Raw genomic sequence first — 17,927 nt, 5'->3', positions numbered from 1 at the left:
ATTACCTGCCGTTTACGATCTTGCCGTCCTCAATACGGATAACCTCATCCGCCAGCTGGGCAATCTCTTCATTGTGCGTAATCATGACAATGGTCTGGTTAAAACGAGCACTGGTTGCCTTTAAAAGGCTTAGTACATCCTGGCTGGTCCGGCTGTCCAGATTTCCGGTAGGCTCGTCCGCCAGAATAATCGCCGGCTTTGTCGCCAGCGCTCTGGCGATGGCGACACGCTGCTGCTGTCCGCCTGACAGGTTCCCTGGCAGGCTTGTCAGCTTTTCCTTAAGTCCAAGCATTTTGACAATGCCGCCCACAAACCGTTTATCTGCTGTATTACCATCCAGTTCAATGGGCAGTACAATATTTTCGTACACATTAAGGATGGGCACCAGATTGTAGTTCTGGAAAATGAAGCCAATCTGGCGTCTTCTGAAAATTGTCAGCTGCTCGTCGTTCATATCTGACAGCTCTTTGCCGCCTACCTTTACACTGCCGGAGGTCGGTTTGTCCAGCCCTCCCAACATATGCAGAAGTGTTGACTTTCCGCTTCCGGAGGTTCCCACAATGGCTGTGAACTTTCCTTTTTCAATTGATAAGGACACACCATCCAGTGCCTTTACCATACTCTCGCCGCTGCCATAATGCTTTTTCAAATCCGTTGTTTTTAAGATCTCCATTTTCTGTCTCCTTTATTTGCTGACTTAATCTTATCACCTGAATGTTTCAAAACCCTCTCGATTTAAAAAAAGAATGTTACAGTTTTGAGAGATTACTTATCAGCCAGCCTGATTTGGCAGAAATACTGAAAAAACAGAGCCTTCACCTTCCCGTGAGGCTACCTTGATATAGCCCTGCTCTTTCCCGATGATCTCGCGCGCCAGATAAAGCCCCACACCGATGCCTGGGGTGCTATGGACCTTGGGCTCTCTGTAAAAACGTTTAAAAATATCGTTGATATGCGTTTCGGAAACGCCGATTCCTGTATCTGCAATTTCTATTTTGGTGTACATTTCCCACTGCTCTGCTGTAACAGATACCCTGCCGCCTTCCGGTGTGTACTTAACCGCGTTTTCCAACAGATTAAAAAGCGCCTCGGCTGTCCATTTTGTGTCGTGACAAAGCTCCAGTGTCTCATCACACACAACGTTTACTGCGATCCTCTTTTTTTCTGCCGAGATGGTAATACCGCTGAGCGCCTGGGCAAGGGTTGGATAAAGGGCCTGACGCTCGGCTTTTAATACGATCTGCCCATTTTCCAGCCGTGATATTTTTGTCAGGACCTGAATCAGAAAATCGAGCTTTTCCACCTGGTTTTGAAGCCCGTCCAGAAAGAAAAGTCTTTTTTCCTCTGGCACCTGAGGGTTCGTCACGGTATCGGCATACATTTTAATATTGGCAATAGGGGTTTTAAGCTGGTGTGATATGTCTGAAACAATTCGCTGTACTGCCTGCTTCTGCTCGTCGCTCTCCTGGGTAGCCGCATTGGTAACATCATATAGCTGGTTCAGCTTCATCTGTACCTTTGACGCAAGAGTTTCTTCCTCAAGACTGAAGTCCTGTACGCCTTCGTTCTGGATCAGGCTGTCCAGATTTGTGCAGATCTGGTCCGCAAAGTAAACAAAGCGCCGTCTGTAAATCAGCTGGAAAACATAGAGAATTCCCCAAAAAGCCACCGCGAAAATGATTGCGGCCACGCGGAGCAGGGTTCCCGTATCACGATCGGTCAGCTCAAAGACCAGCACCACAAAGGTCGCTGTCAAAATAAACATAGCTGCAATGCTGGTCCACTCCTGCAGTGCAGAAGGTATTCGTCCTTTACGCATCCTTCTCACCAGTCCATTCATAACCCATCCCATAAATTGTTTTAATATAGGCAAAGGTATCGTCTGAGATTTTTGAACGCAGCCGGCTGACGTTGATGGTAAGGGTATGCTCATCGACGAAGTTTCCCTCATTGTCCCACAGGCTTTCCAAAAGCATTTTTCGGGTCAGTACCTTTCCGGGATTTTTGCAGAAAAGCTGCAGGAGCTTAAACTCTGTCGGTGTCAGCACCAGAGGCTTTTCATTTTTAGTGGCTGTCCGCTTTTCAAAATCAATCTCCAGGTTTCCGCAGATAAACAGTTCTTTTCTGCTGACCTCCGTTCTTCTGAAAACCGCATTAATCCGTTTAATCACAATCTTTATATTAAAGGGCTTGGTAATATAATCATCTGCGCCCAGCTCGAAACCTTTTAAAATATCATCGTCCAGATCACAGGCTGTCAGAAAAATCAATGGTGTCCTGTCCTTGAGGCGTATTTTTTTCGCAAGACTAAAGCCATCGCCGTCCGGAAGGTTCACATCCAGAATGACCATTTCCCAGTTTTTTTCCTCAATCTTTTTTCCAGCTTCTTCAAAGCTTTGTACCAAAGTGGTTTTAAAGCCTTCAAGCTCCAGATTATAGCAAAGGCCTGCACCCAGCATCTCATCATCTTCCACTACAAGAATACTCTTCATTTTATACTCCTCTCCAGCATATTGCCACAGCTCTAATATTTTATACTAACTTGTAGGGAAAGAGAAGTTTCTTTTTTAAGAATCATTTTCTTTTCACCTGCTTTCGGGTATGATCATAAGAGACTGCTACCTTTTTTGTGCAGAAACTGCGAGGCAGCTTTTTTCATTTGGTGGTAAACTTTTATTGTAAGGAGAGTGTTAAATATGGAATGGATTCAAAGACTTAACCAGGCTGTCAATTACATTGAGGAAAACCTGAGCAGCACGATTGATTATAATACGGCTGCCAAGATCGCCTGCTGCTCAACTTTTCATTTTCAAAGGATGTTTTCATACATTGCGGATATACCGCTTTCCGAGTATATCCGCAGGCGCCGCATGACTGCCGCTGCATTTGAGCTTCAGACAACTGGTACAAAAGTCCTGGACATTGCACTGAAATACGGGTATCAGTCCCCTACTGCTTTTACCCGCGCTTTTCAGAGCGTTCATGGCGTACCGCCCTCTGCCGCCAGGTCGAAAGGCATTTCTTTGAAAGCTTATCCAAGGATAACCTTCTCTATTTCAATTAAAGGAGATACTGAGATGAATTACAAAATTATTGAAAAAGAAGCATTTAGAATTGTGGGTGTATGCAAATCGTTGGATGTAAACTTTGAGGAGAGCTATAAAAAGGTTCCTGCTTTCTGGCAGGAGGCTACTGAAAAAAACCTGATCCCCCAGCTTGCATCGCTCATGGATAAAGAGCCCTTTGGCGTTCTGGGAGTAAGCTCCAGCATGAATGAAAAAACATTCGATTATTACATTGCCGTCGCAACAGACAAACCTTTACCACAGGGCATGACTGAGTTCACTGTCCCTGCCGCCACATGGGCTGTTTTTGAGTGTATCGGCCCCATGCCTCAGGCCATCCAGAGCCTGCAGCGCCGTATTGTCACAGAATGGCTTCCAAACTCTGGCTATGAATACGCCAGCGCACCGGATATCGAGGTTTACGGCGAAGGCAACCAGCAGGCAGAGGATTACCGCTGCGAGGTCTGGCTGCCAGTTTCAAAAAAATAGCGGTATAAAAACAGACCATTCGGATTTTGAATGGTCTGTCCGTCTGTTTTCATATGAGTTTCGTTGACATAACCTCAAAATTAGGATACAATTTTTAAAGCATTAAATTTAATATATTGAGGTTATCATTATGGCCATTAGACAAATAAGAAAATTTCCAGATGACATTTTACACAAAAAATGCCGTCCTGTTGAAACCATCGACAAACGAACTCTGGAATTAATAAAAGACATGACTGAAACCATGTACCAGCTGCCAAACTGCGGCGGTCTTGCCGCCAACCAGGTGGGGGTACTAAAGCGTGTAGTCGTCATTGATGTGGGTGAGGGGCTCTATCAGCTGGTTAACCCGAAAATTATTGAAGCTGAAGGCGAGCGCATTGTTGTAGAAGGCTGCATGAGCTCTCCCGATGTGTGGGGAAAGGTCAAACGTCCCGAACGTGTTGTGGTTGAGTACACTACGCCCGAAGGCGAAGTCCTTCAAAAAGAGGCTGATGGGCTTCTGGCAAAATGCTTCTGCCATGAGCTTGACCATTTGGACGGTATCTTTTTTACAGACAAAGTTATCGAGTACGTGGATCTCTAATAAAAAAAGAGTACCTCTTTTATAAGCGGTACTCTTTTTAAATAGCATCCCGATTCAATGACAACTCAGCCGTTGCCTTCAATCACTGCTACAATCTTTCCATATTCTTCACTTAAGGCTCCAAAAATAGTCTCAAGGTCTGCATAATCATTTTTTCGTACATTTTCCACCATTTCTGCTGCTTTTTCACTGAGCAGGTCAAACCCAAGGTTTGCAGCTGTTCCCTTCAATGTATGGGCTTCACGTTCAATACGTTCATAATCCTTTTCCTCTACTGCCTGTCTTAACGCAGCATAGGTTTCATCTTTTGGAAATTTGAGTACAAAACGCTCCAATAAAGCCGCATTGTTAGAAAAACGCTGTAAGACTGTTTCCAGATCAATGCCAATTGATCCCAGTCCCTCTAAAATATCCATCTTGTCTCTCCTGTTCTCATTTTTTATGATCTTACATACTTTTGACAGACCAAGCTAATACGAGTGTTATATTAAATTATAGTACAGCCTGCTGAAAAAGACAAGAAGTATAATTGCCTTAAAGACAACTGTTCAAACAACGCTCTGCCTTCTGTTAAGACTGGTATTCCATCAGCTTAGCTTCCAGCTCTTCCAACGGGCGCCCGCCCACCAGGCTTTCCTTTACTTCGCCGTCCTTGAAAATCTTAAGTGTAGGTACGCTCATCACACGGTATTCAGAAGCTAACTCACTGTCGGCGTCAATATCTACCTTGACAATTTTAACATCCTTTACCTTTTCAGCCAGTTCATCCAGAATCGGAGAGAGCGCTTTACACGGCCCACACCATGTCGCGAAAAAATCGACCAGCACGACGCCTTTTCCCTTCAATACTTCTTCATTAAATTCCTGTGCATTAATTACTCTTGCCATTATCGTTACTCCTTTATCTGTATTTATAAATTTTTATTTATACTGCAAACAAATCGTTAAGGGCTTCGCTCATCGTAGGATGTGTGAAAATCTGATCTCTTAACACTGTATAATCCAGACTTGCGTCCATTGCCAGCTTTACAATGTTAATCATTTCATAGGATTCCTCGCAGAAAAGCATTGTTCCCAAAATTTTATTAGTGTCAGCGTCAATAACAGCCTTTAACAGACCTACCGGCTTTCTCAGCACCTGGGCCTTTGGTATAGCCGCTGCCGGCAGCTTGGCAATCTTTACATGATAACCCTGAGCGGCAGCCTCTTCTTCATTAAGGCCGACACGTGAAAACGGCGGATCAATAAAGACGCTGTAAGGTACTGTCCGGTCACTGCTGGCACGTTTGCCGCTGCCTGTCAGCTGATCCTTGACAATTCTAAAATCATCTAATGAAACATAGGTAAACTGCAGTCCTCCTGCGACATCGCCCATCGCCCAAATATTTGGAACGCTTGTCCGAAGCTTTTCATCGACCTTGACGGCGCCTCTTGGCGTTTTTTCAACACCGGCGGCTTCAAGATTAAGACCCTCTGTATTTGGTTTTCTGCCCGTAGCGATCAAAACCGCATCGGCCCCAGCCGTCAGCGCTGTGCCATCCTTCTTATAATGAACAACCGCTTCGCTCCCGGCATTTTCGATTTCCTCAGTCTGGACATTCATTTCAAAATGCACACCTTTATCCTCAAAGGCCTTTTGAATCGCTTCTGCAATATCACGGTCTTCCCGTGGGATTAATTTATCTTCAATTTGGTATACGGTAACCTCCGCGCCAAAATCAGTATACATTGACGCGTATTCCAGTCCGATATAGCCCCCGCCGATAATTGCCAGACGTTTTGGCAGTACATCAAGCTCCATCAAAGAATCGCTGGTATAAACATAAGGATTTCCTTCAATGCCCTTAATGGGCGGAATAACGGAAACAGATCCGGTATTGATAAAAATCTGGTCGCCTTCAACCTCAAGGGTTTCCTCTGCGGTTTCAATCTTTACACGGTTGGCGGATACAAAGCTGCCAAGGCCATTATAGACAGTTACGTTATCTAAATCATTCAGCTTATCAAAATTTTTCTTTCTCAGCATGCCTGTCAAACGGCGCTTTTCTTCCACCGCTTCCCAATACAGGCGGTTCTTTTCTTCATAGCTGCCGGGTTTTTGAACGACTGAGGCCTTTGCACTGTTCACCAGAGACTTTGTAGGGATACACCCGACATTAATACAGGTTCCGCCATACATTTTATCTGATTTTTCAATCATAGCCACCTTTTTTCCCATTCCTGCAAGGCTTCCCGCCAAGGTCTTGCCGCCTTTTCCAAAGCCGATAATGACTGCATCATAATGTTTCATTTTTTCTCTCCTGTTATTTTTTACGAACCGAAAATTTTAAGGTCTATGTCGCCAACCGTTGTTTTTTCGAGCTCTTTTTTTCCAGCTGCATCAAGGGACATAAAGATTTCATCCATTATATCTGCCATTCCGGAAGCAATCAGACAATCCATTTCCGAGTCCCCGGAGCGCCAAGAGGTTGATACTACCCTGCCGCCGATCGCCTCACAGATCAAACGCAGATTCACCGAAAAGGGGTCCAGGTCAAAATAATAACCGCCTTCGCTGCCGCTCTTTGTTTTAACCAACCCTGCCTTTTTAAGCTTTGCCATCACTTTACGGATTCTTGCAGGATTAGTACATACATTTTCGGCAAGTGCCTCACTGGATAAAATGTCACTCTGATGATGATTCAGAAAAACCAGTGCGTGAACCGCAATACTAAATTCACCAGTCAATTCAATCACTCCGTTTCGTAGGGCCAGGTGTTAATTCCGCCAAAATCATAAATATTAGTATAACCTAAGGCTACCAGCTTTCTCGAGGCCTGCTCACTGCGTTTGCCGCTTCGGCAGTACACCAGAATTTCCTGGTCTGAATCCGGAAGCGCCTCGGGCTTTTCACCGCCAATGGTGTCTAACGGGACTAGAACTGCGTCTTTTATATGCCCTTCATTGTATTCATTTTTCTGTCTCACATCGACAATCAAAATATTTTCATGCTCATCCATTCTCTTTTTCGCTTCATCCTGAGAAATCTTATGATATTCTGCTTTCACCATATTTTTATCTCCTTCTTGTTTAGATTGACTGCTGCCCTTAGTTGGCTTTGCTGTGCAGCCTGTATATGCTGTCGCTGCCAATACCAGCAGCATTAATATAATTATACCCTTTTTCCACATAAACCCTCCTTTTGTAATCACGTTTGTTACACTTCTTGATTGTAATTATAAAAGTTACACTTTGTTTTGTCAAGCTCTTTTTTTAAAAAATACGTTATTATCCATAAATACATATGCTATACTAATACTTAAAGGTAACACCCAACACGTACTGGTATATGGATTTCAAATTGATAACGGAGTACCTATGCAAACCAAAAAAGAGGAAATACGTCAGGAAATTCTTTTAGCAGCAGAAAACGAATTTTACAAACGGAGCTATCGAGATGCTTCAATGCGAACCATTGCAAGAAAAGCCAACACCACTCTGGGTAATATTTATAATTATTTTGAAAATAAAGAAGCCCTTCTCGACGCGGTGATCGGCGATATACCAGAAAAAATCAACGCCATGATCGAAAAGCACCGGGAATTTTCTGTGGGTGCCCTTACTAAGGATAATTATCTTGCGATTATCGGCGATATTCTTCCAGAGGTTTTCCCTTTAGATTTGCTGATGAGCAAGGGAATTGTTATTTTATTGGAGGGCTGTGAAGGAACAAAATATACCGTCCAGCGCGACTGCCTGCTCAGGCTTTTTTCCCAGCATCTCGCCGAGCATCTTGGGATTCCCTATGATAGTAATCTCAGCGCTGCAATGCTTACGGGAACCATTGCCGCTTTCCTTTCAATTGCCAAAAGCAATAAAAGCCTGGAAGAACGCAAGCAGGATCTTTACGATTATATCGTTACTCTTGCCTTTGGTCTTCCAGACCTTACAAATTCCTGATCGATTCCTATTCAACAGATTTCAAAGCGCTGACCATATCAATCCGCTTCAGCTTTCTGGATACAAGCCAGTCCACAAAAAGCGAAATTGCGAAAATCCCGATACTGCTGAACAGATAGGACCACAGTTCTATTTTAGGCTGCATGTCCAGGGTATCGCCCATGAAAAGCAGCATGTACGCAACCAGCCCATAGCCACATGGAATTCCGGCGGCGATCCCCACAACAGAAAGCCAAACCGTCTGTCTGCTCAGCAGCTTTGTCAGCCGTTTATGATGAAACCCCAAAACCTTTAAGGTTGCCATCTCCCGCATTTTTTCCTGGAATGAAAGCGCCCCAAGATTATAAAGGACCACAAGCCCCAAAATAATCGCTGCGCCAATCATAATAAAAATAATGGCGTTCATCATTTCGAGCATGCTGTTGAGCGCTGCAATCAAATCCTCTCTGGATTGAACCGTCTCATAGGCTTCTCCTGAAAATTTTCCAGCCTCCTGATCGGTTACAAAAGATGTCGGCTCAAAGCTCTCACCGCTTTTTTCAAAAGCCTTGCGTCTCATGTACACGCCCTGCTCTAAAGGGGTCTGTATGATTTCCTCTATCCGCGCTGTATGCCAGCCCGAGCTGCCATAGCTGCGCCATTCGATCACATCACCAATGGAAAGTCCTTCGCTTTCTGCTGTCTTACGCGTAATAGCTGCGCCGTCTTCCGGCAGAGAAAGCATGTTTCCCTTCTCGTCCTGAAAAGTAAAATAAGCGCCTTCATCAAAAACAGATAAAGCGAGAGCCCCCTTGCCGCTTTCTTTTTCAATCTCCACTATGGCTTCCTCTAAAAACTGATGGTTTTTTTCTTTTTCAAGCTGCTTCATTTGCTCGTCGTTACACTTCTCAGATAAGCTTACTTTGGTCTCATAGGTCTGAAGTGTTCCGTACATGGTATCCGCGAGGTTACTGACCGTATCGCGCATTTCCAGGCCGCACAAAATAAGCATCATACAGCCCACAATACCAAACACAGTGATCAGTGAGCGCAGCTTATTTCTCAGGACGTCCCGGATATTCCACTGGCTGTAAAATCCCAGACGTTTCCAAAAACGACTCTTCTCTATCGCTGTATGCCGGCTGGTCTTTGGGGCTTTTGGCCGAAGGGTCTCCGCTGCTGCTCCCTTTAGCTGTCTGCGACTTGCCCCATAGCAGCTGCAGCAGCAGATCAAAAAGCATAAAAAGGCCATAGCATAAACTGTTGGTGTCACCGCGCTGTTCCACCATGGCATTGTATACATTGATTTCTGGAATCCAAAAACCAGAGGCGGCAGAAAAATCGGACCCGTCAAAACACCAAGAATACTGCCGGCGCCTCCCACCAAAAATCCAAACGACAGATAATGCAGCCTAATTTTTCTGTTTCGTATTCCCAACGCTTTCAAGGTTCCAATCTGGACTCTCTGGTCCGCTGTTATCCGGGTCATGGTCGTCAGAGTCGTGAGTATGGCAATTATCAGAAAAACCACTGGATAAACCGATCCCACGGCTCTCAACTGATCAATCTCATTTCGGAACATCGCAACACTCGGAATATCCTCCTGCATGACAAGCATTGTTGTCCTGCCTGGGAGGGCTTCTGTTATCCTGCTCTCCAGATCATTTTTAGAGAGGCCCTCTGTTTTTAACAGCGCCTGTGTGTAAGATACCGGACCAAGGCTCCAGGCGTCTTCCGGCATAAATGCATAGCCATACCTCTCATGATCCGGGATAATTTCATTGTTATTTTTGACTGCATATAAATATTCAGGCTGCATCACAAGGCCTTTTACCACTTTGGTGAGTACATTGTTTTGACAGGTCATATTAATCGTGTCGCCTGTCTTTATCTGGTGTGCCTCTGCAAACTCGCTGTCCAGCCAAACACCATCCATATGACTGTCAAAGGCTTCCCCCTCCACCAGATGGCACCCGGACAAGGCATCGCTGTTAATAACATTGAGCTGTAAAGTCACCGCGCTGTCTGACTCATAGGTTGTATCCAGCTGCAGTCTTTTCGTTACGGTCTCAATGCCAGAACTGCTTTTTAACTGCTCGTAATCCTGGTCTGTAAAAAAACGGCTGTAAACAATAGCGTCTGCAAGGTGTGTTTCATCATAATAATCCTGACTTGACTGCTTCATCCCCTGTCCAATACTCGTCATTCCTGAAAAAATAAATACGCCTAAAAAAATCATTAAAAATATGGCTAAAAACTGAGCCGCGTTATTTTTTAAATCGCGCAGCATTTTTCGTAACAGCATTACCATCTCACCTCGCTGACATCTTTTGGCGCAGTGTTACGTGTAATGTCTGCGATACCGCCATTTTTAATCCGGATCACCTTATCGGCCATCTCGGCAAGCGACGCATTGTGCGTTACAATGACAACAGTGTGCCCTTTTTCCCGGCTCATGTTTTGGAGCAGCGATAAAATCACCACCCCCGTTTCCGAATCCAGGGCTCCGGTAGGCTCATCACACAATAAAAGCTTAGGATCTTTGCACAGAGCACGCGCAATGGCTGTCCTCTGCTGTTCTCCTCCAGAAATCTGGGTGGGAAACAAGTGCCGGCGCTCCCACAGACCAACCGATTTTAAAACCGGCTCCGGCTTCAGCGCCTTTGATGTGGCTTCTTTGATCAATGCAATATTTTCATAAACCGTTAACGCTGGTATTAAATTATAAAACTGAAACACAAACCCAATCTCAGAGGCTCTATAATCCGTCAGCCGGCTCTCCTTAAACGCTGTAATGTCCTGCCCATCAACAAAGAGATGACCGCTGGTCGCGGTATCCATTCCCCCTAACAAATTCAGGATTGTGCTTTTCCCTGCACCGCTGGGCCCAAGGATAACAACCATTTCTCCTTTTTCAATCGAAAAGCTGGCTTGATTAACCGCCAGAATTTTTTGATCACCCATAAAGTATTCTTTTGTAATTTTTTCCAATTCAATAAAGCCCATCTTTTACCTCCAGTTTTTATCGTCAATCGTGCGCACGGTAATTGATAGGATAATGGTGGTTTGATTATAGGCGAAAAAACAGTTGGTGTAAATGCTGACAGCGCATATAAAATCATTAGTTAACAAGTGTTCATTTTTGACGCCACAAAAAAGACAGCCTGAAAAGACTGTCTTTTTCATTGGCACTTGCTGATCGTTTCATAATAGTGCTGCGCTATAATATGTATAATGAAATCTCCATAGCTTTCGCACCGTTTTTCATCCATTCCCTGAACTGTTTCCAGTTCAATCCGGTTTTTAGGCTTCATATTAACCAGATTTTCAATGCTTCGCCTGTCCAAAACCTCCGCTGCGGCAATCCGCTCTCTCTGACTTTGCTCTTTCGCGAAAGCTGTCAGCTTATTTTTAAGGCATTGGTCTTCCCTTGAAAACTTCGTAAGGTCCGGGGCCTTAATCTCGTGGATCTCTGTCTCGGGTAGATAAAAGGATTGCGCTGTTTTCCTCTGGACAGATACCGGGGCTATGCTTTCTCCGCTGGTATAGAGCTTCAGCCGATTATAAAGATACTGAATCCGATCTGGTGTTAAAACAACAGACTGCTCTGCTATCTGGCTGCGCAGCCTCTCAAAGAGCATCTTCCTGTTCAGCACTGTGTCTGTTGTTTCCAGACGCAAATCGCTTATCCCGCAGCGGTTGCTGAAAACAACATAGTCATGAACCCATGCTTCCTTAATTTCCGGGTAGCGTGTGAGCAGAGCCCGCACAGTATATTTGTTTTCTTTAAGAGGATTTTCAAACGCCTTTCTATTGCCATCTTCCTTCAAAATATACCACTGCCTGTCCCCTTCGCCGCCCGTAACATAACCGGACTCATTTATAGAATTAAATAAATATAATCCCGTTGGGCAGATCAGCAAAACGTCAAGCTCCGCCTGATTTCCATCCTCCGCAAGGATTGACATGCGTGACAGAACCTCATTATTCTCACCTGGAAGCATTAAAAGTATTTGGTTCAGAAGCTGAGGGGCTGCTATTTTAGGGTTGATTTCGACAGCATAGCTGACCTCTGATTTACGCGGCTTAAACGTACTTTTCATGCGCCGGCTTATAAACTTTATCATCACAAACGCAAAAACAACCAGCACCAGCAGGTAAAAAAATCCCAACAATATCTTTAGCATCATTTATCCCCCCTCTTTTTTTATTATACTATACTTTCACATATAAAAAACAGGCTGCAACAGGATTTTTTTGCAGCCTGTTTCATCAGGTTCTTGAGTTTATCAATCTAGGTACTGTCATTTTAAACTCTTAACCTGTTTTTTATGTTTTCGCTTTACCTTGCCGTTCATATTGGTAAATTCCTGGAGCCGCCTTTCAAAGAGTGCCAGCTCTTTTCCAGAAAACTTATTAAAGCTGAAACGGAGCTTCCATTTCAGTTTCCTTTTTAAATCTGTATCCTTTAAAACCTGAACCCTGCGATTTTTGATCTTTACTCTTTTTATTTCACTGCTGCCACAGAACACAATACGTGAATAAACAACCCGTGGATTAATTTCTGGAAGTAAACGCAATAATGCCCGGATATGCCCTTCATTTTGCCATACAGGATTATAGAAAGGAACCTTTTTCCCATTGCGCAAAACCTTGAGCCACTCATTATACCGTTCGTCCCCATAGATATTGCCGCGGTAATTTTTAATTTCAAAGACAAATATTCCCTTTCGACTAAGCAGAAGAAGATCAATCTCTGTGGTTCCCCTGGCTGTAGGCAGATAGAGATTTCGTAGAATCACACTGCTTCTGGGCGCTGCTTGATTGAGCATCTGGTAAATTTCTGTTTCGCCCATTTCGCCCGCTTTATATTTCTTTCTATTTTTAATATATTGATTAAAGCTTATCACCGCAGCAAAAAGCAGTACCAGAAAAATTAGCCACAGCATCTTTTCTCCATCTTTTAAAGCTTTATTATTTTAAAAGTATCCAGTATATAGGCGATCATAATGGCAATAGTAAAGACCGGCGCAATGTATTTGAGCATAAAAATATAAAGCTTCTCTCTTTTAAACTCGCCTGAAGATTTAAGCTCACTCAGAACAAAATCTGGTTTAATAATCCATCCAACCAAAACACATGTCAGGCAAGAGCCTAAAGGCATCAGAATATAATTGGATGCAAAGTCCATAAAGTCAAGGATCTGCAGACCAAATATCTGAACACTGTCCCACAGGCCAAAACCAAGACTTGGAGCCATACCCACAACAAAACAAAGCAGCGCCACCATAAAAACAGCATTCTTTCTCGGCAGCTTAAACTGGTCACATACAGCGCTGATAATTGCCTCCATTAAGGAAATAACTGAGGTGAGCGCAGCAAAAAGCACTAAAGCAAAGAAAATCGCACCGATGGCGCCGCCCATTGGCATGGAAGCAAATACTTTAGGTAAAGTGATAAACATAAGGCCAGGACCTGCGTTCAGCGCACTTGGATCTCCACCCGAAAATGCAAAGACAGCTGGAACGATCATCATTGCTGCCAGTATTGCAATACCCGTGTCAAAAATCTCAATTTGACCGACACACTTCTCAATGTTTTCATCCTTTTTCATATATGATCCATAGGTAACCATAATTGCCATCCCCAGAGACATTGAGTAAAACATCTGTCCCATGGCGGCTACAACACCCATAATTGAAAATCTCGAAAAATCAGGGATTAAAAGGTATTTAAAGCCATCGAGAGCTCCTGGCAGTGTAAATGAATAACCGGCCAGAAAAATCGTCAGAAGAACCAGAACAGGCATCAGTATCTTGCTGGCTCTCTCAATTCCTCCCTTAACACCACCAAACAGGATAACGGCTCCGATTAAAATAAAAAGCCCCATCCAGATAATAGGCTCTGCACTTGTACTGATATAATTTGAAAAGAAAGTATCGGTTGCGGCCTCTGTCATCCCGCCAGTCGCAAAAACAGCCAGATACTTAATAACCCATCCGCCAATCACGCTGTAATACGGCGTAATAATCGCAGCAACCACAACTGCAAAAACACCAATAAAGGCCGACTTAGAGTTTAATTTTTTATAGGCGCCAATGGGGCTCAGACGGGTTTTTCGCCCAATCGCAATCTCTGTTGTCATCAAAGTATAACCAAAGGTCAATGCTAAAATAATATAAACTAAAATAAATGCTCCGCCGCCATACTTTGCAGCGTAATATGGAAAGCGCCATATATTGCCAAGCCCAACTGCTGAACCCGCAGCAGCCAGTACAAAACCGAGCTTTCCTGAAAACTGACTTCTCTTTCGATTCTCCACTAAATCAAAAACGCTCCTCACTTTTAAATTTACGTGCCTCAATTTTCAAAGGCTGTTTTATTGCCTTTGAACGCACCAATTTTTTATTATATACGAAAACCACTTTAATGTACAGCAAAAAAGCACACAGGGACATCGCTCTGTGTGCTTTCATCCACAATCAACCTTTATTTAAAATCTCCATTCGCAATAATCCGCAAATAGGCTTTAAGCTGCTCCTGCTGTGTGCTGTCTAAATCCTTTAGTGCCTCAATATTGACCTCTTCAATAATTTTCAAAACAGGTTCTTCCAGAAGATTCCCCTTTTCTGTCGCAATCACCTGGACTTCTCTGCGATCCTCTACATTGACAATACGGTCAATCAGTCCTTTTTTCTGCATCCTGTCCAGAACCCCTGAAATCGTAGAAGTTTCAAGACATAAGGTGTCCGCGATCTGCTTGGGTGTATTATGCTCCCTGCCCCATAAGCAGTTCAGCACGCCATACTGTGAAGGCGTAATGTCATAAGGCGCCAGCCTTTGGCTTAAGTACTGAAAAACATTATGCTGGGCTGTCGTCAATAAAAAATTTATACAATCTTGTAATTCCATAAAAATCCTCTATTCTAATTCTTTTGTTACAGAAATATTTACATTCTAAACAATTATATTTTATCCTCTGTTTTTTGTCAATTGAATTCGCACAAAAACTCCTGACCGTTAAAACCATCAGGAGTTTTAGGGTTCTATGTAAAAATCGGCAATAAAGGATTCTTACATCAAGCGTATAGCAGTTTATAAGAGAGGTGTCATAAGAATTATTATCTGAACAATTGTCCGCTGATAACCAATTTCTGGATTTCATTGGTTCCTTCATAAATCTGAGTAATCTTAGCGTCCCGCATCATACGTTCGACATGATAGTCTTTCATATACCCATTACCACCAAGCATCTGTACAGCTTCTGTTGTAACATGCATCGCAGCATCGGTACAAAGAAGTTTTGCTTTTGCAGCTGATAAAGTATAAGGTCTTCCCTCAGATTTATCCAACGCTGCTTTGTAGAGCATTAATCGCGCCTGCTCAATCTGACATTCCAGTTCGACCATTTTAAATGCAAGGTACTGGTTCTTATACAATGGTTTTCCAAACTGCTCACGCTGCATTAAATACTTTCGGGCAATCTCGAATGCGCCTTCGGCAAGCCCCAGCCCCTGTGCTGCAACGCCAATACGGCCGCCGTCAAGGGTTTTCATAGCTACCTTAAAGCCCTGTCCTTCTTCACCCATCAGATTTTCTGCCGGGATTTTACAGTTATCAAAGATAAGCTCAGATACCTGGGCTGCACGAATCCCCATTTTATCTTCAATTTTTCCGATCGAAAATCCTGGAGTCCCTTTTTTGACTAAAAAACAAGATAAACCTTTTGCTTTCTTTTCTGGCTGAGTTAAAGCGTAAACTGCAAAATAATCTGCTAAAGGCCCGTTTGTATTAAAACACTTAGCACCATTTAAAATATAGTGGTCTCCTTCTCTGGTAGCTGTAGTAATACATCCGCCTGCGTCTGAGCCAGCGTTAGGTTCTGTCAGACCAAAAGCGCCAAAGCTCTGACCAGATAATACCGGTGGTAAAAATTCTCGTTTCTGTTCTTCCGAAGCAGCGTTTGACACACTTCCACCGTAGAGGGAGGTTGATACTGAGTAAGAAATAGCAACAGATCCGTCAACCTTGGCAATTTCTTCAACGGCAATGGCATAATCAAGGTAATCTCCACCCTGTCCGCCGTATTCTTTTGGATAAGGAAGGCCAATCAGCCCCATTTCACCCATTTTTTTATAAGCGTCAACCGGAAAAGTACTTGTCTCGTCTCTTTCCCGGACACCTGGCAATAATTCTTTTTCCGCAAATTCACGTACAGCCTTCTGCAATGCCAACCTTTTATCATCTAACTGAAAATCCATTTAAAAAACTCCTTTTTATATCTTTTAATATTTAAAAACTTTTTAATTACCTTTTATTCCCATTAACTCGTCCCGGAAAATCCGCCAGTCCATGAGCGCCGGCTCTCCGTCCATTTTAGGTGCAAAGTCCATTTGATCAAGGACATCTTTTTGCAAATCAATCCCCGGGGCGATTTCAATGAGATATACACCGTCTTTTCTCAGTTCGAAAACAGCGCGTTCAGTAATATACATGACCGGTTGACCGGTTTTGTTAGCGTAATCTCCACTAAAGGTAATCTGTTCTGCCTCTGTTATAAATTTTTTAGATTTGCCTTCCTGGATAATTTTAATTTTTCCGTCTTTAATCTCAGTCTTTAGCCCTCCAGCGGTAAACGTACCACAGAAGTAAACCTTCTTTGCGTTTTGTGTAATATTGATAAAGCCACCACACCCTGCAATTCTTGGTCCAAATTTGGAAACGTTAATATTTCCTTTTTCATCTGCCTGAGCCAGTCCAAGAAATGCCAGGTCGACTCCACCACCATCATAAAAATCAAACTGATAAGCCTGATCCAGAATGCACTCTGGATTGAGCGCTGCGCCAAACTGTGATCCCCCTTGTGGAACACCGCCAATCGGACCAGCCTCAACAGTCAACGTCATATAATCGCCAATTCCTTCTTCATTTGCGACACGAGAAATATACTCGGGTATACCAATTCCAAGATTGACGACACTGTCCTCCATAAGCTCAAGGGCGGCCCGCCTTCCAATAATCTTTTTGGTACACATACAGTCTGCTTTTGTATCACCAAGCGGTGACTGTGTTGCACCGGTCAATGAAGCATCAAAAGGATGTCCAAAACACTGCTGATGGTCTCCTTCTTCTGCGACAACGACTGCGTCAACATAAATCCGGGGAATTTTCACCAATCTGGGATCAAGGGTACCGCCCTTTACAATTTTTTCGACCTGTACCACGACTTTTCCACCGCTGTTTTTAGCTGCCTGAGCGATGGAGGTTGCCTCAAGAGAAGCGACCTCGTTTTCGACTGTAACATTGCCGTATTCGTCAGCATAGCTTCCCCTTAAAAAAGCAACGTGGACTGGAAAAGCTTTGTAAAGCAATTTTTCCTGCCCATTGATGTCAATCAACTCGACAATGTCATCTTTGGTGATCTCATTTAGTTTCCCTCCCTGATTTCTGGGGTCAACAAAGGTGTTTAAACCAACATGTGTAATTGTTCCGACACGGTTCCCCGCAATATCTCTGAAAAGCTGAGAAATGGTTCCCTGTGGCAGATTGTAGCCTTCAATTTTATTATCAATTACCATGGTTCCAAGCTGAGGAACCATATTCCAATGACCGCCGATAACACGCTTTACCATGCCCTCATGGGCAAAGTGGTCAGCCCCGCTGCCATCCCGGTTTCCCTGAGCTGCTGCGTAAATCAATGTAAGGTTCTTAGGTTCCCCCGTTTCCAGAAAGCGTTTTTCCAATGCTTTTGTCAGCGTTTCAGGACAGCAGCTCCCAACAAAGCCTCCAGTAACAATAATTTGATTATTTTGAACCAGATCTGCTGCTTGCTTGGGTGTTAAAACAGGTATATGTTTCATCTCATCACC

Annotated in this window: 19 protein-coding genes; 3 read left to right on the top strand and 16 right to left on the bottom strand. The window is 43.7% G+C overall.

Going from position 1 to position 17,927, the window contains the following annotated elements; genetic code table 11:
- Window position 1 precedes the first annotated feature (1 nt).
- From FYJ53_RS03475 to FYJ53_RS03465, 3 genes are all read right to left on the bottom strand, one after another.
- Window positions 2-673, bottom strand: coding sequence for an ABC transporter ATP-binding protein (locus FYJ53_RS03475; protein WP_154556998.1), 672 nt, complete (start codon window positions 671-673; stop codon window positions 2-4).
- A gap of 99 nt (window positions 674-772) precedes the next feature.
- Complete coding sequence (locus FYJ53_RS03470) at window positions 773-1,819, bottom strand: sensor histidine kinase KdpD (protein ID WP_243143940.1); 1,047 nt, start codon at window positions 1,817-1,819, stop codon at window positions 773-775.
- On the bottom strand, window positions 1,812-2,492 hold the full coding sequence (locus FYJ53_RS03465; protein WP_154556996.1) for a response regulator transcription factor: 681 nt from the start codon (window positions 2,490-2,492) through the stop codon (window positions 1,812-1,814). Before FYJ53_RS03465 ends, FYJ53_RS03470 begins: the two co-directional genes overlap by 8 nt.
- A 204-nt stretch (window positions 2,493-2,696) precedes the next feature.
- Between FYJ53_RS03465 and FYJ53_RS03460 the strand changes: the two genes are divergently transcribed.
- Window positions 2,697-3,554 carry an AraC family transcriptional regulator gene (locus FYJ53_RS03460; protein ID WP_154556995.1) on the top strand — a complete coding sequence of 286 codons (858 nt, stop codon included), beginning with the start codon at window positions 2,697-2,699 and terminating at the stop codon, window positions 3,552-3,554.
- A 130-nt stretch (window positions 3,555-3,684) separates the two neighbouring features.
- Window positions 3,685-4,140, top strand: a complete 456-nt coding sequence (def, locus tag FYJ53_RS03455) for a peptide deformylase (protein WP_013382018.1) — start codon at window positions 3,685-3,687, stop codon at window positions 4,138-4,140.
- Window positions 4,141-4,205: 65 nt separating this feature from the next.
- On the opposite strand, the gene FYJ53_RS03450 is transcribed toward def, so the two are convergent.
- The 5 genes from FYJ53_RS03450 to FYJ53_RS03430 form a co-directional block, all read right to left on the bottom strand.
- Complete coding sequence (locus FYJ53_RS03450) at window positions 4,206-4,556, bottom strand: Hpt domain-containing protein (protein ID WP_013382019.1); 351 nt, start codon at window positions 4,554-4,556, stop codon at window positions 4,206-4,208.
- A 154-nt stretch (window positions 4,557-4,710) separates the two neighbouring features.
- On the bottom strand, window positions 4,711-5,028 hold the full coding sequence (gene trxA / locus FYJ53_RS03445) for a thioredoxin (RefSeq protein ID WP_013382020.1): 318 nt from the start codon (window positions 5,026-5,028) through the stop codon (window positions 4,711-4,713).
- A 37-nt stretch (window positions 5,029-5,065) separates the two neighbouring features.
- On the bottom strand, window positions 5,066-6,430 hold the full coding sequence (locus tag FYJ53_RS03440) for an FAD-dependent oxidoreductase (RefSeq protein WP_154556994.1): 1,365 nt from the start codon (window positions 6,428-6,430) through the stop codon (window positions 5,066-5,068).
- A gap of 20 nt (window positions 6,431-6,450) precedes the next feature.
- Window positions 6,451-6,876, bottom strand: coding sequence for an Rrf2 family transcriptional regulator (locus FYJ53_RS03435; RefSeq protein ID WP_371720295.1), 426 nt, complete (start codon window positions 6,874-6,876; stop codon window positions 6,451-6,453).
- The gene (locus tag FYJ53_RS03430) at window positions 6,873-7,190 is read right to left on the bottom strand and encodes a rhodanese-like domain-containing protein (RefSeq protein WP_238054361.1); all 318 of its coding nucleotides are present in this window, start codon (window positions 7,188-7,190) and stop codon (window positions 6,873-6,875) included. Before FYJ53_RS03430 ends, FYJ53_RS03435 begins: the two co-directional genes overlap by 4 nt.
- 307 nt (window positions 7,191-7,497) lie before the next feature.
- On the opposite strand from FYJ53_RS03430, the gene FYJ53_RS03425 reads away from it, so the two are divergent.
- Window positions 7,498-8,079: a TetR/AcrR family transcriptional regulator gene (locus tag FYJ53_RS03425; protein ID WP_154556992.1), complete on the top strand. Its 582-nt coding sequence runs from the start codon at window positions 7,498-7,500 to the stop codon at window positions 8,077-8,079.
- A 7-nt stretch (window positions 8,080-8,086) separates the two neighbouring features.
- Here FYJ53_RS03425 and FYJ53_RS03420 read toward each other — a convergent pair whose 3' ends face one another.
- The 8 genes from FYJ53_RS03420 to FYJ53_RS03385 all read right to left on the bottom strand — a co-directional run bounded on the left by FYJ53_RS03420 (window position 8,087) and on the right by FYJ53_RS03385 (window position 17,918).
- Window positions 8,087-10,363, bottom strand: coding sequence for an FtsX-like permease family protein (locus tag FYJ53_RS03420; RefSeq protein ID WP_195840229.1), 2,277 nt, complete (start codon window positions 10,361-10,363; stop codon window positions 8,087-8,089).
- Complete coding sequence (locus tag FYJ53_RS03415) at window positions 10,363-11,064, bottom strand: ABC transporter ATP-binding protein (protein WP_154556990.1); 702 nt, start codon at window positions 11,062-11,064, stop codon at window positions 10,363-10,365. The genes FYJ53_RS03420 and FYJ53_RS03415 overlap by 1 nt, the downstream gene beginning before the upstream one ends.
- A 176-nt stretch (window positions 11,065-11,240) precedes the next feature.
- On the bottom strand, window positions 11,241-12,248 hold the full coding sequence (locus FYJ53_RS03410) for an NERD domain-containing protein (RefSeq protein ID WP_154556989.1): 1,008 nt from the start codon (window positions 12,246-12,248) through the stop codon (window positions 11,241-11,243).
- Window positions 12,249-12,362: 114 nt separating this feature from the next.
- Window positions 12,363-13,007 (bottom strand): nuclease-related domain-containing protein, encoded by a 645-nt coding sequence (locus FYJ53_RS03405; protein WP_013382029.1) that lies wholly within the window; start codon window positions 13,005-13,007, stop codon window positions 12,363-12,365.
- 14 nt (window positions 13,008-13,021) lie between these two features.
- Window positions 13,022-14,380, bottom strand: coding sequence for a sodium-dependent transporter (locus FYJ53_RS03400; protein WP_013382030.1), 1,359 nt, complete (start codon window positions 14,378-14,380; stop codon window positions 13,022-13,024).
- A 167-nt stretch (window positions 14,381-14,547) separates the two neighbouring features.
- Window positions 14,548-14,970 (bottom strand): MarR family winged helix-turn-helix transcriptional regulator, encoded by a 423-nt coding sequence (locus FYJ53_RS03395; protein ID WP_013382032.1) that lies wholly within the window; start codon window positions 14,968-14,970, stop codon window positions 14,548-14,550.
- A 209-nt stretch (window positions 14,971-15,179) separates the two neighbouring features.
- Window positions 15,180-16,319, bottom strand: coding sequence for an acyl-CoA dehydrogenase family protein (locus tag FYJ53_RS03390; RefSeq protein ID WP_013382034.1), 1,140 nt, complete (start codon window positions 16,317-16,319; stop codon window positions 15,180-15,182).
- Window positions 16,320-16,361: 42 nt separating this feature from the next.
- The gene (locus tag FYJ53_RS03385) at window positions 16,362-17,918 is read right to left on the bottom strand and encodes an acyl CoA:acetate/3-ketoacid CoA transferase (RefSeq protein ID WP_073382101.1); all 1,557 of its coding nucleotides are present in this window, start codon (window positions 17,916-17,918) and stop codon (window positions 16,362-16,364) included.
- Between the last annotated feature and the right edge of the window lie 9 nt (window positions 17,919-17,927).

The organism is Eubacterium sp. BL-380-WT-2B, assembly GCF_009696115.1.
GTDB classification, from domain to species: Bacteria; Bacillota; Clostridia; order Eubacteriales; family Eubacteriaceae; genus Eubacterium; species Eubacterium callanderi.
This window is presented reverse-complemented; position numbering and strand designations above follow the sequence as displayed.